Origin of the sequence: Pseudomonas sp. St386 (assembly GCF_018325865.1) — a bacterium.
Lineage (GTDB): Bacteria > Pseudomonadota > Gammaproteobacteria > Pseudomonadales > Pseudomonadaceae > Aquipseudomonas > Aquipseudomonas brassicacearum.
In genome coordinates this window covers 427,880-444,943 of the sequence record NZ_AP021900.1, presented here as the reverse complement: position 1 = coordinate 444,943, position 17,064 = coordinate 427,880, and the positions used below count along the sequence as shown (strand labels likewise).

Annotated in this window: 17 protein-coding genes; 11 read left to right on the top strand and 6 right to left on the bottom strand. The window is 60.9% G+C overall.

What is annotated here, in order from left to right; all coding sequences use genetic code 11:
- Positions 1-127 precede the first annotated feature (127 nt).
- On the bottom strand, positions 128-1,582 hold the full coding sequence (thiI, locus tag KI235_RS01975) for a tRNA uracil 4-sulfurtransferase ThiI (protein ID WP_003196863.1): 1,455 nt from the start codon (positions 1,580-1,582) through the stop codon (positions 128-130).
- 328 nt (positions 1,583-1,910) lie between these two features.
- Here thiI and glnA point away from each other — a divergent pair, with 328 nt between their 5' ends.
- From glnA to ntrC, 6 genes are all read left to right on the top strand, one after another.
- Entirely contained in the window at positions 1,911-3,317 is a 1,407-nt protein-coding gene (gene glnA, locus KI235_RS01970; protein WP_003196860.1) for a type I glutamate--ammonia ligase, read from the top strand.
- Between the two features lie 121 nt (positions 3,318-3,438).
- Positions 3,439-4,002: a chorismate mutase gene (locus KI235_RS01965; protein WP_003196858.1), complete on the top strand. Its 564-nt coding sequence runs from the start codon at positions 3,439-3,441 to the stop codon at positions 4,000-4,002.
- Between the two features lie 189 nt (positions 4,003-4,191).
- The gene (locus tag KI235_RS01960; RefSeq protein WP_003196857.1) at positions 4,192-4,707 is read left to right on the top strand and encodes a DUF4124 domain-containing protein; all 516 of its coding nucleotides are present in this window, start codon (positions 4,192-4,194) and stop codon (positions 4,705-4,707) included.
- Positions 4,704-5,327, top strand: a complete 624-nt coding sequence (locus KI235_RS01955; protein ID WP_003196855.1) for a DUF4124 domain-containing protein — start codon at positions 4,704-4,706, stop codon at positions 5,325-5,327. The genes KI235_RS01960 and KI235_RS01955 overlap by 4 nt, the downstream gene beginning before the upstream one ends.
- 253 nt (positions 5,328-5,580) lie before the next feature.
- Complete coding sequence (gene glnL, locus KI235_RS01950) at positions 5,581-6,666, top strand: nitrogen regulation protein NR(II) (protein ID WP_003196853.1); 1,086 nt, start codon at positions 5,581-5,583, stop codon at positions 6,664-6,666.
- Positions 6,663-8,099: a nitrogen regulation protein NR(I) gene (gene ntrC, locus KI235_RS01945; protein WP_013692071.1), complete on the top strand. Its 1,437-nt coding sequence runs from the start codon at positions 6,663-6,665 to the stop codon at positions 8,097-8,099. The genes glnL and ntrC overlap by 4 nt, the downstream gene beginning before the upstream one ends.
- 541 nt (positions 8,100-8,640) lie before the next feature.
- Here ntrC and KI235_RS01940 read toward each other — a convergent pair.
- Entirely contained in the window at positions 8,641-9,081 is a 441-nt protein-coding gene (locus tag KI235_RS01940; protein ID WP_013692070.1) for a hypothetical protein, read from the bottom strand.
- Here KI235_RS01940 and trmL point away from each other — a divergent pair.
- Positions 9,080-9,535 carry a tRNA (uridine(34)/cytosine(34)/5-carboxymethylaminomethyluridine(34)-2'-O)-methyltransferase TrmL gene (gene trmL, locus KI235_RS01935; protein WP_003196848.1) on the top strand — a complete coding sequence of 152 codons (456 nt, stop codon included), beginning with the start codon at positions 9,080-9,082 and terminating at the stop codon, positions 9,533-9,535. The two genes, KI235_RS01940 and trmL, sit on opposite strands and share 2 nt — an antisense overlap.
- Before the next feature lie 177 nt (positions 9,536-9,712).
- Here trmL and secB read toward each other — a convergent pair whose 3' ends face one another.
- From secB to KI235_RS01920, 3 genes are read right to left on the bottom strand one after another with little or no spacing between them, the layout of a single operon-like run.
- The gene (gene secB, locus KI235_RS01930) at positions 9,713-10,195 is read right to left on the bottom strand and encodes a protein-export chaperone SecB (protein ID WP_003196846.1); all 483 of its coding nucleotides are present in this window, start codon (positions 10,193-10,195) and stop codon (positions 9,713-9,715) included.
- 41 nt (positions 10,196-10,236) lie between these two features.
- The gene (grxC, locus tag KI235_RS01925; protein ID WP_003196844.1) at positions 10,237-10,491 is read right to left on the bottom strand and encodes a glutaredoxin 3; all 255 of its coding nucleotides are present in this window, start codon (positions 10,489-10,491) and stop codon (positions 10,237-10,239) included.
- Between the two features lies 1 nt (position 10,492).
- A complete protein-coding gene (locus KI235_RS01920) occupies positions 10,493-10,906 on the bottom strand; it encodes a rhodanese-like domain-containing protein (RefSeq protein ID WP_003196840.1) in 414 nt (137 codons plus the stop codon).
- A gap of 152 nt (positions 10,907-11,058) precedes the next feature.
- On the opposite strand from KI235_RS01920, the gene gpmI reads away from it, so the two are divergent.
- From gpmI to KI235_RS01900, 4 genes are all read left to right on the top strand, one after another.
- The gene (gene gpmI / locus KI235_RS01915; protein ID WP_212795463.1) at positions 11,059-12,588 is read left to right on the top strand and encodes a 2,3-bisphosphoglycerate-independent phosphoglycerate mutase; all 1,530 of its coding nucleotides are present in this window, start codon (positions 11,059-11,061) and stop codon (positions 12,586-12,588) included.
- 241 nt (positions 12,589-12,829) lie between these two features.
- Positions 12,830-14,122: a murein hydrolase activator EnvC gene (locus KI235_RS01910; RefSeq protein WP_003196837.1), complete on the top strand. Its 1,293-nt coding sequence runs from the start codon at positions 12,830-12,832 to the stop codon at positions 14,120-14,122.
- 32 nt (positions 14,123-14,154) lie between these two features.
- Positions 14,155-15,471, top strand: coding sequence for a S41 family peptidase (locus tag KI235_RS01905; protein ID WP_003196836.1), 1,317 nt, complete (start codon positions 14,155-14,157; stop codon positions 15,469-15,471).
- 1 nt (position 15,472) lies between these two features.
- Positions 15,473-16,255: a divergent polysaccharide deacetylase family protein gene (locus tag KI235_RS01900; protein ID WP_028237801.1), complete on the top strand. Its 783-nt coding sequence runs from the start codon at positions 15,473-15,475 to the stop codon at positions 16,253-16,255.
- 23 nt (positions 16,256-16,278) lie between these two features.
- Here KI235_RS01900 and KI235_RS01895 read toward each other — a convergent pair whose 3' ends face one another.
- On the bottom strand, positions 16,279-17,025 hold the full coding sequence (locus KI235_RS01895; RefSeq protein ID WP_013692067.1) for an ABC transporter substrate-binding protein: 747 nt from the start codon (positions 17,023-17,025) through the stop codon (positions 16,279-16,281).
- Positions 17,026-17,064 lie beyond the last annotated feature (39 nt).

The following is a 17,064-nucleotide window of genomic DNA, read 5'->3' as shown; positions in this document are numbered from 1 at the left end:
GATCAGAGGATTCGGTGTGCTGACAGGTCGTGGCAGCGATTTACGTTGAGTCCGACAAGGCCGTTACAGCCTGTCGGCGGCGTCGGGGGGCCGGTGACGCAGGCCACAGGCAAACAGCCCCGGGCACTTAGCTCGGTCGATAAACGCGCACATTGGCATGCCCCTCACTGAGCAAATGGTGGGCATGCAGGCGACTCATCACGCCTTTGTCGCAATACAGCAGGTACTGGCGAGTAGGGTCCAGTTCCTTGAAACGCGCGTTCACGGCATAGAACGGCATCGTTTTTACCTCGATGCCGGCGATACTCAGCGGGTCGTCTTCAGCGTCGTCCGGGTGACGGATGTCGATGATGATCTGACCGGCCAGCGCTTCGCCGACTTCTTCAATCTGAATGTCCTGGCCCAACTCATCGATGACTCGATCGATTGGCACCAGCCTGGCGTTTTCGAGCGCACGCTCGAGCACCGCCATGTCGAATTCTTTCTCTTCGTGTTCCACCCGCCCGCGCTTGGCCGCCGTCTTCGGATTGACCGAGATGACGCCGCAGTATTCCGGCATGTGCCGGGCAAACTCGGCGGTGCCGATTTCATTGGCCTGGTCGATGATGTCCTGCTTGTGGCTGGCAATCAGCGGCCGCAAGACCAGTTTCTCGGTCACGCAGTCGATCACCGACAGGTTCGGCAGCGTCTGGCTCGACACCTGGGAGATCGCCTCGCCGGTCACCAGCGCATCGATTTGCAGGCGGTCGGCAATTCGTGAAGCGGCGCGCAACATCATACGCTTCAAAATGACGCCCATATGACTGTTATCGACTTTGCCGAGAATCTCGCCCAGGACTTCTTCGAACGGCACACTCACAAATAACACGCGTTGGGAGCTGCCGTACTTCTTCCAGATGAAGTGCGCCACTTCCATCACGCCCAGTTCATGGGCACGCCCGCCGAGGTTGAAGAAGCAGAAATGGCTCATCAAGCCGCGACGCATGATCTGGTAAGCGGCCACCGTGGAGTCGAAACCGCCGGACATCAGCACCAGGGTCTGCTCCAGCGAACCCAGCGGATAACCGCCGATGCTGTTGTGCTGGCTGTGGATCACGAACAGCCGCTGGTCGCGAATTTCGATGCGCACTTCGATCTGCGGGTCTTTCAGCGAAATACCGGCCGCGCCGCACTGTCGACGCAACTGGCTGCCGACATACTTCTCCACATCCATCGAACTGAACGGGTGCTTGCCGGCACGCTTGCAGCGCACCGAAAAAATCTTGCCGGCCAGGGCATCACCATAATGGAGCATGCACTTGGCGAGGATGTCATCGAAATCCCCCAGCGGGTATTCATCGACTTGCAGGAAATGCGCGATGCCCGGCATGCAGCTCAGGCGCTCGGTCATTTCCTTCAGGACCTTGGGTTCGCTGACACGGGTTTCCAGCTCGAGGTTGTCCCACACGCCATTCACCACCACGGCCGGGTCCAGGTCTCGGAGCACGGCACGGATGTTCTTGGCCAACTGGCGGATGAAACGCATCCGTACCGGGCGGCTCTTGATGGTGATCTCGGGGAAGACTTTTACGATTAGTTTCATGAAAACAGCGCGCGAACGGCCAGCCGAAAAAGGGGGGCGCGGATTATAGCGGAAATTGCTCAAGGTTTAACCAGTTTATGTGCAGATGGTTTTGCATGCACCAAAACAGGTCATTATCGATTGGCGACGCCACATTGCAGTGCGTTATTGTCTGACAATCTTTGATTTACGCCTTTAAAAGCGTGGATTTGGTGCAAAAAACCCATGCTGGGGCACTGGCATGCAATTTGCTCCCTTGTGAGGCAGGTTGCCATGGCAGAGTATTCGCGCCGGCATCACCCATATCTAAGGGCACTCCACTACCCGCCCGAAGCCACCCGGAGGACATATGTCGAAGTCGGTTCAACTCATCAAAGATCATGACGTCAAGTGGATTGATCTGCGCTTCACTGACACCAAAGGTACTCAACATCACGTGACCATGCCGGCCCGTGATGCGCTGGACGACGAATTCTTTGAAATCGGGAAAATGTTCGACGGTTCCTCCATCTCCGGCTGGAAAGGCATCGAAGCCTCCGACATGATCCTGATGCCGGACGACGAAACTGCCGTCCTGGACCCGTTCACCGAAGAGCCGACCCTGATCCTGGTCTGCGACATCATCGAACCTTCGACCATGCAAGGCTATGACCGCGACCCACGCGCCATCGCCCACCGCGCCGAGGAATACCTGAAGTCCACCGGTATCGGTGATACCGCTTTCTTCGGTCCTGAGCCTGAGTTCTTCATCTTCGACTCGGTCAAATTCAAGTCCGATATCTCCGGCTCCATGTTCAAGATCTTCTCCGAACAAGGTTCGTGGATGTCCGACCAGGACGTGGAAGGCGGCAACAAAGGCCACCGTCCAGGCATCAAGGGCGGCTACTTCCCGGTTCCACCGTTCGACCACGACCACGAGATCCGTACCTCCATGTGCAACGCACTGGAAGAGATGGGCCAGACCGTCGAAGTTCACCACCACGAAGTGGCAACTGCCGGCCAGAACGAAATCGGCGTGAAGTTCAACACGCTGGTCAAGAAGGCTGACGAAGTCCAGACCCTGAAGTACTGCGTACACAACGTTGCCGACGCCTACGGTCGCACCGCGACCTTCATGCCGAAGCCACTGTACGGCGACAACGGTTCGGGCATGCACGTTCACATGTCGATCTCCAAAGACGGCAAGAACACCTTCGCAGGCGAAGGCTATGCCGGCCTGTCGGACACCGCCCTGTACTTCATCGGCGGTATCATCAAGCACGGTAAGGCCCTGAACGGCTTCACCAACCCGTCGACCAACTCCTACAAGCGTCTGGTACCAGGCTTCGAAGCCCCGGTCATGCTGGCCTACTCGGCTCGCAACCGTTCCGCCTCGATCCGTATTCCTTACGTGAACAGCCCTAAAGCCCGCCGTATCGAAGCACGCTTCCCGGATCCGGCTGCCAACCCGTACCTGGCCTTCGCTGCACTGATGATGGCCGGTCTGGACGGTATCCAGAACAAGATCCACCCTGGCGATGCCGCTGACAAAAACCTGTATGACCTGCCGCCTGAAGAGGCCAAGGAAATCCCACAGGTGTGTGGCAGCCTGAAAGAAGCCCTGGAAGAGCTGGACAAGGGCCGTGCCTTCCTGACCAAGGGCGGCGTATTCAGCGATGACTTCATCGACGCTTACATCGCACTGAAAAGCGAAGAAGAAATCAAGGTTCGCACCTTTGTACACCCACTGGAATACGAGCTGTACTACAGCTGCTGATCCAGTAAACGCCGCCACGCACGGCGTGAATAAAGAGAGGCCTCCTTCGGGAGGCCTTTTTTATGGGCGCAGGTTACGTGCATGATGCCTCGTCGCTCCCCCATAGAAGACGAGATTGCCCATGACTTTGCGCTTCAAGCTCTGCCTTGCCCTGTCTGCCGCACTGCTGGCCTCCACCGCCGAAGCCGCCTCGGCTCCCGCCCCTGAGGCCCTTGCCCCGTTGCTTAACGCCATTGGCGAACGCCTGGCCCTTGGCGATCAAGTGGCGTTGAGCAAATGGGACAGCCATAAACCGGTAGAAGACCGTCAGCGCGAGCGTGAAGTCATTGCTGCCGCCGTTGCCCAGGCACCGGCCTACAAGCTGAGTGGCGAAACCGTGGAAGCGTTTTTCGCCGCCCAGATAGAAGCCAACAAAATGGTGCAGTACATCAACCTGTCCGACTGGGCCCTGGAAGGCAAGGCCCCGGACCTCCCACGCCCGGACCTGGTGGGACAGATCCGCCCGCAACTCGATCGACTGCAAAAACGCCTGCTGCAACAACTGGCCGATTTCGCCCCCTACCGCACCGACCCGCAGTGCCCGCAATGGCTGGCCCGAGCCACCCACCACAACAAGCAGCACCCGGTGCACCGCCTCGCCCTGATCCGAGCGACCGGAGAGCTGTGTATCTCCACAAAATCCTGAGGCACCCCACCTCCCCTTGTGGGAGCGAGCTTGCTCGCGATAGCGGTATGTCAGTCACTGAGATGTTGGCTGAGCCGGCCCCTTCGCGAGCAAGCTCGCTCCCACAGGGGTTATGTGCAACAACTTGGGTCAATCACCCTCCCTGACCTATGCTGCAACCCATCACTTTTAGTTTTCGGTCGATTTTCCATGGGTCGTGGTTTTCCAATCATCCTGTTGTTGTTGGCACTGCCCGCCGCCGCGCAGATCTACAAGTACACCGACGCCGACGGCAACACCGCCTACAGCAACCAGCCGCCCCAAGGCGTACCAGCCCAGACGGTGGAGTTGCCGCCGCTCAACAGTATCGAACGCCAATCCCCAGCCAGCCCGAACACACCGCCAGCCCCCGCCAACAGCGACGAGCCGCGCAATGCCTACGAAACATTGGTACTGACGGACATCCCCACCGACGAGGCCCTGCGCGCCAACAATGGCACCTTCACCGTTGGCGTCCGAGCGCAACCGCGCCTGCAGAGCCCGCATCTGTTCCAGCTATTGCTGGACGGCCAACCCTACGGCCAGCCGTCCAACGTGCCACGCCTGCAATTGGTGAACATCGATCGGGGCGAGCACAGCCTGGCGGTTCAAGTCATCGACGGGGACACCCTCGTGCAACAAAGCAAGACCGTCACGTTCACCGTGCAGCGGGTGCACCAGCCATGATCCGCTGGCTGCTCGCGCTTAGCCTGGCGCTGGCGGCGCTGCCTGGGGTGGCGCAGGTCTACACCTACATCGATGCCCAGGGTAATCGCGTCTTCACCGATCAGCCGCGCCCCGGCAATGCGAAGAAAGTCCAACTGCCACCCGGCAACCGGATGCCGACGCCGCCCCCGGGCACAACCTCGGCGCCCATGCCCGAAGCCCGGCCCGAGCCCCTGTTTCATTACGAAATGCTCCGGCTGTTGATACCTGAGCCGGACGCGACGATACGCAGCACCGCAGGCGAACTGATCGTCAGCGTCACCAGCGAACCCGGCCTGAAAAAAGGCCACCGCTATCGCCTGTTGCTCGACGGCCAGCCAACAGGCGCGCCGGGGCCGAGCCCGGTGTTTGCCTTGAGCAACATCGATCGAGGCACCCATCAACTGGCGGTAGAAATCCTCGATGAGCAGGACCGCATCGTCGAACGCACCGCCAACCAGCCCTTCCATATGCAACGCATGTCCCTGGCGCAAAAGCGCCGCATCAAACCCTGCGCCGCGACCGATTACGGTCAACGCCCCGAGTGCCCCCTCGCCGAAAAGCCTGAAGAAGAAAAAAGCAGCATCCTGCCGTTCTTCTGATGCCGTTCAGGTTGGCGCACTATATTGGTGCAAACCATTGCACGCTACTCAGTTTCCAAACCCATTTTGGTTCGAAAGTACCCGAAAAAGCTGGCAGAACGCCACGCAACTGGGCGAAAAACACCCTTTTGAGGCTCTAAACGCTTCTTTTCGGAGCCTTGGTTTGGTTTTTGCATTTTCCTCGTAACAGCGCATTAATCGCGCGCGCAATTTGGGACCGGTCCCAAGTTGCTACGCTCCAAAAGAGGTCCTGATGACCATTAGCGACGCACTACACCGCTTGCTGCTCGACAACCTCACCACCGCGACCATCCTGCTCGACGCCGAACTGCGCCTCGAGTACATGAACCCGGCGGCCGAGATGCTCCTGGCCGTCAGTGGCCAGCGCAGCCACGGACAGTTCATCAGCGAGTTGTTCACCGAGTCCGCCGAAGCACTCAACTCCTTGCGCCAGGCGGTGGAACAGGCCCATCCGTTCACCAAGCGCGAAGCGATGCTGACCGCGCTGACCGGCCAGACCCTGACCGTGGACTACGCGGTTACGCCAATCCTGAACAACGGCGCCACCCTGCTGTTGCTGGAAGTCCACCCGCGTGATCGCTTGCTGCGTATCACCAAGGAAGAAGCGCAATTGTCCAAGCAGGAAACCAGCAAGATGCTGGTGCGCGGCCTGGCCCACGAGATCAAGAACCCCCTCGGCGGGATTCGTGGCGCGGCGCAGTTGCTCGCCCGCGAACTGCCGGAAGAAAACCTCAAGGACTACACCAACGTCATCATTGAAGAAGCCGACCGCCTGCGGAACCTGGTGGACCGCATGCTCGGCTCGAACAAGCTGCCATCGCTGGCGATGTGCAACGTCCATGAGGTGCTGGAGCGCGTCAGCAGCCTGGTGGAAGCCGAAAGCCAAGGCTGCATCACGTTGGTGCGCGACTATGACCCGAGCATTCCCGATGTCTTGATCGACCGCGAGCAGATGATCCAGGCCGTGCTGAACATTGTGCGCAACGCGATGCAAGCCATCAGCAGCCAGAACGAGCTACGCCTGGGGCGCATCAGCCTGCGTACCCGCGCCATGCGCCAGTTCACCATCGGCCATGTGCGCCATCGCCTGGTGACCAAGATCGAAATCATCGACAACGGCCCGGGCATCCCTGCCGAGCTGCAGGAAACCATCTTTTTTCCCATGGTCAGCGGCCGTCCGGACGGTACCGGGCTGGGCCTGGCCATTACCCAGAACATCATCAGTCAGCATCAGGGCTTGATCGAGTGTGAAAGCCACCCCGGCCACACCACCTTCTCGATCTTCCTGCCACTGGAACAAGGAGCCACATCGACATGAGCCGTAGTGAAACCGTGTGGATCGTCGATGACGACCGTTCTATCCGTTGGGTCCTGGAAAAAGCCTTGCAACAGGAAGGCATGACCACCCAGAGCTTCGACAGCGCCGATGGAGTAATGAGTCGCCTGGCGCGTCAGCAACCGGACGTCATCATCTCCGACATCCGCATGCCTGGCGCCAGCGGCCTGGACCTGCTGGCGCGGATTCGCGAACAGCATCCACGGCTGCCGGTGATCATCATGACCGCCCATTCCGACCTGGACAGCGCCGTGGCGTCCTACCAGGGCGGCGCTTTCGAATACCTGCCCAAGCCATTCGACGTCGATGAAGCCGTGTCGCTGGTCAAGCGCGCCAATCAACATGCCCAGGAACAACAGGGCATGGAAGAGGTGCCAGCCCTGGCCCGCACCCCGGAAATCATCGGTGAAGCGCCGGCGATGCAGGAAGTGTTTCGCGCCATCGGGCGCCTGAGCCACTCCAACATCACCGTGCTGATCAACGGCGAGTCGGGCACCGGCAAAGAATTGGTGGCCCACGCCCTGCACCGTCACAGTCCACGGGCGGCATCGCCGTTCATCGCGCTGAACATGGCTGCGATTCCCAAGGACCTGATGGAGTCCGAGCTGTTCGGCCACGAAAAAGGTGCGTTCACCGGCGCGGCCAACCTGCGGCGCGGGCGCTTCGAGCAAGCCGACGGCGGCACGTTGTTCCTCGATGAAATCGGCGACATGCCGGCGGACACCCAGACGCGCTTGCTGCGCGTACTGGCCGATGGCGAGTTCTATCGGGTGGGCGGGCATACGCCGGTCAAGGTGGACGTGCGCATCATCGCCGCGACCCACCAGAACCTGGAAACCCTGGTTCACGCCGGCAAATTCCGTGAGGACTTGTTCCACCGCCTGAACGTGATCCGCATTCATATCCCGCGCCTGGCGGACCGTCGCGAAGACATCCCGACCCTGGCCAGGCACTTCCTCAGCCGCGCGGCCCAGGAACTGGCGGTCGAGCCCAAGCTGCTCAAGAGCGAAACCGAGGAATACCTCAAGAACCTGCCGTGGCCGGGCAACGTGCGTCAGCTGGAGAACACCTGCCGCTGGATCACGGTAATGGCTTCGGGTCGCGAAGTGCACATCAGCGACCTGCCGCCAGAGCTGTTGAGCCTGCCGCAGGATTCGGCTCCGGTGACCAACTGGGAGCAAGCCCTGCGCCAGTGGGCCGACCAGGCCCTGTCCCGTGGCCAGTCGAGCCTGCTGGACAGCGCGGTGCCGAGTTTCGAGCGAATCATGATCGAAACCGCCCTCAAGCACACCGCCGGCCGCCGTCGCGACGCCGCGGTGCTGCTGGGTTGGGGCCGTAATACCTTGACCCGCAAGATCAAGGAATTGGGGATGAAGGTCGACGGTGGGGATGATGATGACGGGGATGAGGGCTGATCGGCCTTTAACCCTTCGCTGATCTTGAAGGCCAATCGCGAGCAAGCTCGCTCCCACAATGGTTCTGCATCAGGCACAAAATTTGTGTTCACCGCAGATCCCCTGTGGGAGCGAGCTTGCTCCGGGCGGCGATCCGACGATGCTTTTTAAAGGACTGTGTGCACCGCATCAATGCACTGCGAACCGCAATTGCGCATGCACAACGAGCCAAAACCAATCGATCCAGTTCGAAAAAAACCGCACAAACAAAAACAAAAGCCCCGGAATACGGGGCTTTCAGCATCGCCAGCAGTGTTTTTGTGACAAGCCATTCAAAACTGGCACGCCCCCTGCAATAACTCAATCACTACCCAGTTTCGGGGACCTTGGTACAGGCAGGCCGGGGATTCCCCTCTTTTATACCGGGCTCATCGAGCCCACTGTTTTGGGGGCCTTGATACAGGCAGGTCAAGGTTTCCCTTCTTTACACCAGGGCTGGACCTTCGCGGTAAGCCCTCCCGTTTTGGGGACCTTGGTACAGGCAGGCCGGGGATTCCCTCTTTTATTGCTCCTGGAGACGGACCTCCAGCCGCCAGCGGTCATCGACCTCGCTGGAGGTCCACGCCCCGCGCAACGGACGCGCCGCCACCAGCGTCAGCAACAACCCCTTGTCACTCAACCGCACCCGCCAGTTCACGTCCTTGCCGTTGAGCTTTAACTGGCCGTTCTGCGATCGCCCTTGCGCTTCGAACAACAGCGCCACCGAGCCGTCGATGACTTCCCCGTGCAGCTTGGGTTCGGTGTTGAACCAGGCCACCACCCCACCGTCAATCACCTCGACCTGCTGCAGCACGCTCGGTTCGGGCGTGGTCAGGCGTCCGATCATCAATCCGACCATCATGCCGAAGATCGCCAACGAGCCCATCACCCGAGGCATTAGCTTCGAACGTCGGTCGGTTTGCAGCGTAGAATGCCGCTCATCTTCATCTGCGGAGCCGTGCATGTTTCACGTCATCCTTTTTCAACCGGAAATTCCGCCGAATACCGGCAATGTCATCAGGTTGTGCGCCAACAGCGGCTGCCACCTGCATTTGATCGAACCGCTGGGCTTCGACATGGACGACAAGCGCCTGCGCCGTGCCGGTCTCGACTATCACGAGTATGCCACCTTGCAGCGTCACGCCGACCTTGCCAGCTGTCTGGAAAGCCTCGGGCATCCGCGCCTGTTCGCCTTTACCACCAAGGGTTCGCGGCCGTTCCATGACGCCAGCTTCGTCGCCGGTGATGCGTTCCTGTTCGGCCCGGAAAGCCGTGGCCTGCCGGCCGAGGTGCTGGACGCCCTGCCCGCCGACCAGCGCCTGCGCCTGCCGATGCGCGAAGGCTGCCGCAGCCTGAACCTGTCCAATACCGTGGCGGTGGCGGTTTATGAGGCGTGGCGGCAGAACGGCTTCGCCTGAGCCCTGCCTGTCAGCCAGAAACACCTGTGGGAGCGAGCCTGTGGGAGCCGAGCTTGCTCGCGATGAGGTCGACACGGTTCAACTGCAAAACCGCGTCATCGTTCATCGCGAGCAAGCTCGGCTCCCACAGGGCTCGCTCCCACAAGTTTTGTGCCTTGCGAACAGAAGCGACGCCGCTTACTGAACGGTCGCGCCGCCTTCTTGCTGCATGCGCTGCAGTTCTTGCGCATACAGGGCATCGAAGTTCACCGGGGCCAGCATCAGGGCCGGGAACGAACCGCGGGTCACCAGGCTGTCCAGGGTTTCGCGGGCGTAAGGGAACAGGATGTTCGGGCAGAACGCACCGAGGGTGTGGCTCATCGAAGCGGCATCCAGGTTCCTGATCAGGAAGATCCCGGCCTGTTGCACTTCGGCGATGAACGCCACTTCGTCACCGTTTTTCACAGTAACCGACAGGGTCAACACCACTTCATGGAAGTCATCTTCCAGGGCTTTCTGGCGAGTGTTCAGGTCCAGGCCTACGCTCGGCTCCCACTGCTGGCGAAAGATCGCCGGGCTTTTCGGGGCTTCGAAGGACAGGTCACGTACATAAATGCGCTGCAAGGAGAATTGCGGTGCGGCTTCGTCTTCGCTGGCAGCTGTGTTCTGTTGGTCAGTCATCGCAGATCCTTCTTACTTTCAGGTTCTTGTCAGTGGGAAATTCAGGCCTTGAGCAGTGCGTCGAGCTTACCGGCGCGCTCCAGGGCGAACAGATCATCGCAACCGCCCACGTGGGTGCTGCCGATCCAGATCTGCGGCACGGACGTGCGCCCGGCCTTCTGGGCCATTTGGGCGCGCAGTTGCGGCTTGCCGTCGACCTTGATCTCTTCGAAGGCCACGCCTTTGTTCTGGAGCAGGAACTTGGCTCGGGAACAATAGGGGCAGTAATCGCTGGAATAGACAACGACGTGGGACATTTCACTTCACCAGGGGCAGATTGTCGGCTTTCCAGCTCGCAACACCGCCGGACAGCTTGGCGGCGGTGAAACCGGATTTCATCAGCTCGCGGGCGTGGGTGCCGGCGTGCTGGCCTTGGGCATCTACCAGGATCAGTGTCTTGGCCTTGTGTTTTTCCAGCTCGCCGATGCGGGCGATCAGTTTGTCCTGGGGAATATTCACCGCCCCGACAATGTGGCCGGCGGCGTAATCCTTGCTCGGGCGGATGTCCACCACCACGCCGGCATCCTTGTTGACCAGCGCCGTCAGCTCGGCGGTACTGAGGCTGCGACCGCCACCCTGCATCGTATGGGCTACCAGCAACGCCAGCAGTACGACGAAGATACCGACGAGAATGTAGTGGTTAGTGGCAAATTCAATCAGGTGAGCAACCATCGAAGGAGGTTCCAGGGCGTTAAAATGTCGGCCAGTATACACAGCACACAAGGCCGGCCAAACCCCGCCCGGCGGTGACGCCGTCGGAACTTACCTTTAAACTGCCCGTCCCTTTTCCATCGTCTTCTTTTAACCCGCCACGAGTGGATTCCATGACTACCACGCCTAAACCTTTGGTCCTGATGATTCTCGACGGCTTCGGTCACAGTGAAAGCCACGAATCCAACGCCGTGTATTCGGCCAACAAGCCTGTGCTGGACCGTTTGTGGGCCACCGTGCCCAACGGCCTGATCTCCGGCAGCGGCATGGACGTCGGCCTGCCGGACGGGCAGATGGGCAACTCCGAAGTCGGCCACATGAACCTCGGCGCAGGCCGCGTGGTGTATCAGGACTTCACCCGCGTGACCAAATCGATCCGCGACGGTGAGTTCTTCGAAAACCCGACCATCTGCGCCGCCGTGGATAAAGCCGTGGCCGCCGGCAAGGCCGTGCACTTCATGGGCCTGCTGTCCGACGGTGGCGTGCACAGCCACCAGGACCACCTGATCGCCATGGCCGAACTGGCCTTCAAGCGCGGCGCCGAGCAGATCTACCTGCACGCGTTCCTCGATGGCCGCGACACGCCACCGAAAAGTGCCACGTCGTCGATCGAACTCCTGGACGCAGCATTCCAGGCACTCGGCAAGGGGCGCATCGCCAGCCTCATCGGCCGCTATTACGCCATGGACCGTGACAACCGCTGGGACCGCGTGTCCCAGGCCTACAACCTGATCGTCGACGGCAGCGCCGAATTCAATGCCGCCACCGCCCAGGAAGGCCTGCAAGCCGCCTACGAGCGTGGTGAAAGCGACGAATTCGTCAAGGCCACCACCATCGGCGAACCGGTCAAGGTCGAGGACGGCGATGCCGTGGTGTTCATGAACTTCCGCGCCGACCGCGCTCGCGAACTGACCCGCGTGTTTGTCGAAGACGACTTCAAGGAATTCGAACGCGCTCGCCAGCCGAAACTGGCCGGCTTCGTGATGCTGACCCAATACGCCGCCAGCATCCCCGCGCCATCGGCCTTCGCCGCCGGCAGCCTGGAAAACGTGCTGGGCGACTACCTGGCGAAGAATGGCAAGACCCAACTGCGCATCGCCGAGACCGAAAAGTACGCCCACGTGACGTTCTTTTTCTCCGGCGGCCGTGAAGAACCCTTCCCGGGCGAAGAACGCATCCTGATCCCCTCGCCCAAAGTCGCCACCTACGACCTGCAACCGGAGATGAGCGCGCCGGAAGTGACCGACCGCATCGTCGAGGCCATTGAAAACCAGCGTTACGACGTGATCGTGGTCAACTACGCCAACGGTGACATGGTGGGCCACAGCGGCGTGTTCGAGGCGGCGGTCGAGGCCGTGGAATGCCTGGACACCTGCGTTGGCCGCATCGTCGAGGCCCTGGAAAAGGTCGGCGGCGAAGCACTGATCACGGCCGACCACGGCAACGTCGAGCAGATGTCCGACGAATCCACCGGCCAGGCCCACACCGCCCACACTACCGAGCCGGTGCCGTTCATCTATGTCGGCAAGCGCAACTTCAAGGTCCGTGACGGTGGCGTGCTGGCTGACGTGGCACCGACCATGCTGATGTTGCTGGGCATGGAGAAGCCGGCGGAGATGACCGGGACGTCGATCCTGGTCTGATTGATCCATCAATCACCGCAAACCCTGTGGGAGCAAAGCTTGCTCGCGATAGCAATCTGACAATCTACATTTTCGTTGGATGTGCTGACGTCATCGCGAGCAGGCTTTGCTCCCACAGGGGTTTGGCGGGAAATAAGTGCCCTGCACCGCTCCAGTTATCACACAGCCCCAAATGGGCGTTTTTTTTGCAGCGTGGGGCGGGCATACTAGGCCGTCCCTTTCCCTGGTGTCGCCCGCCTCTATGCTTCGCGTCCTGATAGCCCTCGCTCTGACCTGCTTGCTCCAACCGGCCTTTGCCGACGAGCGCGCGCAAACCCAACAACAGTTGGAAGCCACGCGCCAGGACATTGCCGAGCTGAAAAAACTGCTGGGCAAGTTGCAGGAAGAGAAATCCAGCGTGCAGAAAGACCTGCGCGGCACCGAGACCGAGATGGGCAATCTGGAGAAACAGGTCGACGCCCTGCAAAAAGAGCTGAAGAAAAGCGAATCCGAGCTGCAACGACTCGATGGAGAGAAAAAAAAACTCCAGAGCGCGCGCACTGAACAGCAAAAGCTGATCGCCATCCAGGCCCGGGCCGCCTACCAGAACGGTCGCCAGGAATACCTCAAGCTGCTGCTCAACCAGCAGAATCCCGAGAAATTCGCCCGCACCCTGACTTATTACGATTACCTGAGCCAGGCCCGCCTGGAACAGCTCAAGAACTTCAACGAAACCCTGCGCCAACTGGCCAATGTCGAAAAAGACATCGAACTGCAGCAAGCCCAGTTGCTGGTGCAGAAAAGCAGCCTCGACACCCAGCGCGAAGAACTCGAGAAGGTTCGCAAGGAACGCCAGGTGGCCCTGGCCAAGCTCAATGACGACGTGAAGGCTCGCGACAGCAAGCTCAAGGCCCGCGAGCAGGACCAGGCCGAACTGGCCAATGTGTTGAAAACCATCGAAGAAACCCTGGCCCGCCAGGCCCGAGAGGCAGAAGAAGCGCGCCAGAAAGCGCTGATCGCCCAGCAGGAAGCCGAAAAAAAGCGTTTGCGTGAAGCCCAGGCCGACGCAGATGCCGGCGACGCGCCGCGCAAGCCGGTGAAATCAAGCCCCGGCGCGCTGGTTTCCAGTGATGGCGAAACCTTCGGCGGCGCTTTTGCGTCGGCGCGGGGCAAACTTCCATGGCCGGTCAATGGTCGACTGCTTGCGCGCTTCGGTGAAACCCGCGGCGACGACACCCGCACCAAGTGGGACGGCGTGATGATCAGCGCCTCCGCCGGCAGCCAGGTGCATGCCGTGCATGGCGGGCGCGTGGTCTTCGCCGACTGGCTGCGCGGCGCCGGCCTGCTGGTGATCCTGGATCACGGCAACGGTTATTTGAGCCTGTACGGCCACAACCAGACGCTGCTCAAGTCCGCGGGGGATGTGGTCAAGGCCGGTGAGTCCATCTCCACGGTCGGCAACAGTGGCGGGCAGGATACGCCAGCACTGTATTTCGCTATTCGTCAGCAGGGTCGCCCCAGTGACCCGGCCCAATGGTGTCGTGCGCAAGGATAAGCGCGCCCATCCTATTAAGGAGTTCGTTCGACATGCTGCATTTGTCCCGCCTTACCTCGCTGGCCCTGACGATCGCCCTGGTGATCGGTGCGCCCCTGGCTTTCGCCGCCGAACCGGCCCCGTCGGCACCCGCCGCCACAGCCGCGACCACCAAGGCCCCGCTGCCGCTGGACGAACTGCGCACCTTTGCCGAGGTCATGGACCGGATCAAGGCCGCCTATGTCGAACCGGTGGACGACAAAGTACTGCTGGAGAACGCCATCAAAGGCATGCTCAGCAACCTTGATCCGCATTCGGCCTACCTGGGGCCGGAGGATTTTGCCGAGCTGCAGGAAAGCACCAGCGGCGAATTCGGCGGCCTGGGCATCGAGGTCGGCAGCGAAGACGGTTTCGTCAAAGTGGTTTCGCCGATCGACGACACGCCTGCTTCCAAGGCCGGCATCCAGGCCGGTGACTTCATCGTCAAGATCAACGGCCAGCCGACGCGCGGCCAGAGCATGACCGAAGCCGTGGACAAGATGCGCGGCAAGATCGGCCAGAAGATCACCCTGACCCTGGTGCGCGACGGTGGCACGCCGTTCGACGTGACCCTCACGCGGGCGGTCATCCAGGTCAAGAGTGTGAAGAGCCAGCTGCTGGAGTCGGGCTACGGTTACATCCGCATCACCCAATTCCAGGTCAAGACCGGCGAAGAAGTCGCCAAGGCCCTGGCCAAGATGCGCAAGGACAACGGCAAGAAGCTCAACGGCCTGGTCCTGGACCTGCGCAACAACCCCGGCGGCGTGCTGCAATCGGCGGTGGAAGTGGTGGATCACTTCATCACCAAGGGCCTGATCGTCTACACCAAGGGCCGCATCGCCAATTCCGAGCTGCGCTTCTCGGCCACCGGCAACGACCTGAGCGAAGCCGTGCCATTGGTGGTGCTGATCAACGGTGGCAGCGCCTCGGCATCGGAAATCGTCGCCGGCGCCCTGCAGGACCAGAAGCGTGGCGTGGTCATGGGCACCACCAGTTTCGGCAAAGGCTCGGTGCAAACCGTATTGCCACTGAACAACGACCGCGCCCTGAAGATCACCACCGCGCTGTACTTCACGCCCAACGGTCGCTCCATCCAGGCCCAGGGCATCGTCCCGGACATCGAGGTGCGCAAGGCCAAGATCACCAACGAACAGGACGGCGAATACTTCAAGGAAGCCGACCTGCAAGGTCACCTGGGCAATGGCAACGGTGGCGCCGACAAACCGACCGGTTCCGGTGGCAAGGCCAAGCCAATGCCACAGGATGACGACTACCAGTTGGCCCAGGCCCTGAGCCTGCTCAAAGGGTTGAACATCACTTCCGGCCGCTGAGATGGGCCGGCGCTTCATCCTCGGCCTGTTGTGCTGCCTGGCGGGCACTGCCTTTGCTGCGCCCGCCGCTTCACCCGCTCCACCGCACAAGGCCTACCTGAGCCTGATCATCGACGACCTGGGGCAAAACCTGCCCCGGGATCGCCGGGTACTGGCCCTCCCCGGCCCGGTCACCACCGCGATCATGCCTGACACGCCCCACGCCGCCGAATTCGCCCGCGAAGCCCATCGTGCCGGCAAACTGGTCATGCTGCACATGCCCATGGACCCGGCCACCGGGCCGTTCGCCTGGCATCCGGAGCTGCCCATCGAAGAACTGGGCAAGCGCCTCGACGCCGCGTTCGCTGCCGTGCCTTATACCAGCGGGATCAACAACCACATGGGCAGCCGCATGACCGCCCAACCCCAGGCCATGGCCTGGCTGATGGCGAACTTGCAGCAGCGACACAAATTTTTCGTCGACAGCCGCACCAGCGCCCAGACCGTCGCCGCCGCCGAGGCGCAGAAGATCGGCCTCGCCAGCGTGTCGCGGGACGTGTTCCTGGACGACGAGCGCACCGAAGCGGCCATCGCCCGCCAGCTCCAGACCGCTATCGACCTGGCCCGCCGGCAAGGCTCGGCCGTAATGATCGGCCACCCCTACCCACAGACCCTGGCCGTGCTCGAACGCGAGCTACCCAAGCTCAAGGCACAGGGCGTCGAATGGATCGACATCAAGTCGATGATCAGCCTGCGCAGCAATCGGGCGATGGTCGGGCATGGGAAGGATGGGGTTTATCGGTAGCGCCGACCCGGCTGGCGCAACCTTCAGAGATACCGCGCCATGATCGCGTCCACTTCACCTTCCTTGCGCAATTCATCCAGGGCCTTTTGAAGCCGGGCAACCACGTCGTCAGGCACGTCCTTGTTCAAGGCCAGGTACAACTCGGCACTGTTGAAGCGCAGCACGGTCTTGAGATCGGTCACCCCCTCCTGACGCGCCAGGTAACGCCCGGCAGGATCGCCGGTGGCCCACAGATCGATCTGGCCGTTGACCAGTTTTTTGGCGTTGTCCTGATCGCGCAACACGACAATCGGGTTCAGCCCTTGCTTGGCCAATGTCTCGGCAATCGCGTCGCCCTTGTAGGCCCCGACCTTGTATTGGCGCGCCTGCTCCAGCGAACCTAGGGCGATCTTGCTGTCGGCCTTGGCGAGCATGATCCAATCATCCGGACCGATGGGGCCAACCCATTTGAAAAGCTTTTCACGCTCCGGCAACCGCGCCATGACAAAAACACCGTAGCCAGGGTTTTCCAAGGCGAGTTTGTAGATCCGCTCCCAGGGGAAACGCAGTGTCAGGCTGTAGGAAATATCGGCACGCTTGAAGACTTCGCGGACGATGTCCACGGCAATGCCATGGATGTTCTCGTCCTGAGCGAAGTTCTTGCCGTTCTTGGCCATGTTGTACGGTGGGAAATTTTCCGTCAGCAACACCAGCGATGTATCAGCGGCGCGGACGGTGCCTGCGAGCAGCAGCGTGACACCGGCAAAGGCAAGAACGAGGCGTTTGAGCATGTCTGGCTACCGCAATCCATGGTGTGCCCAAGAGTGCCT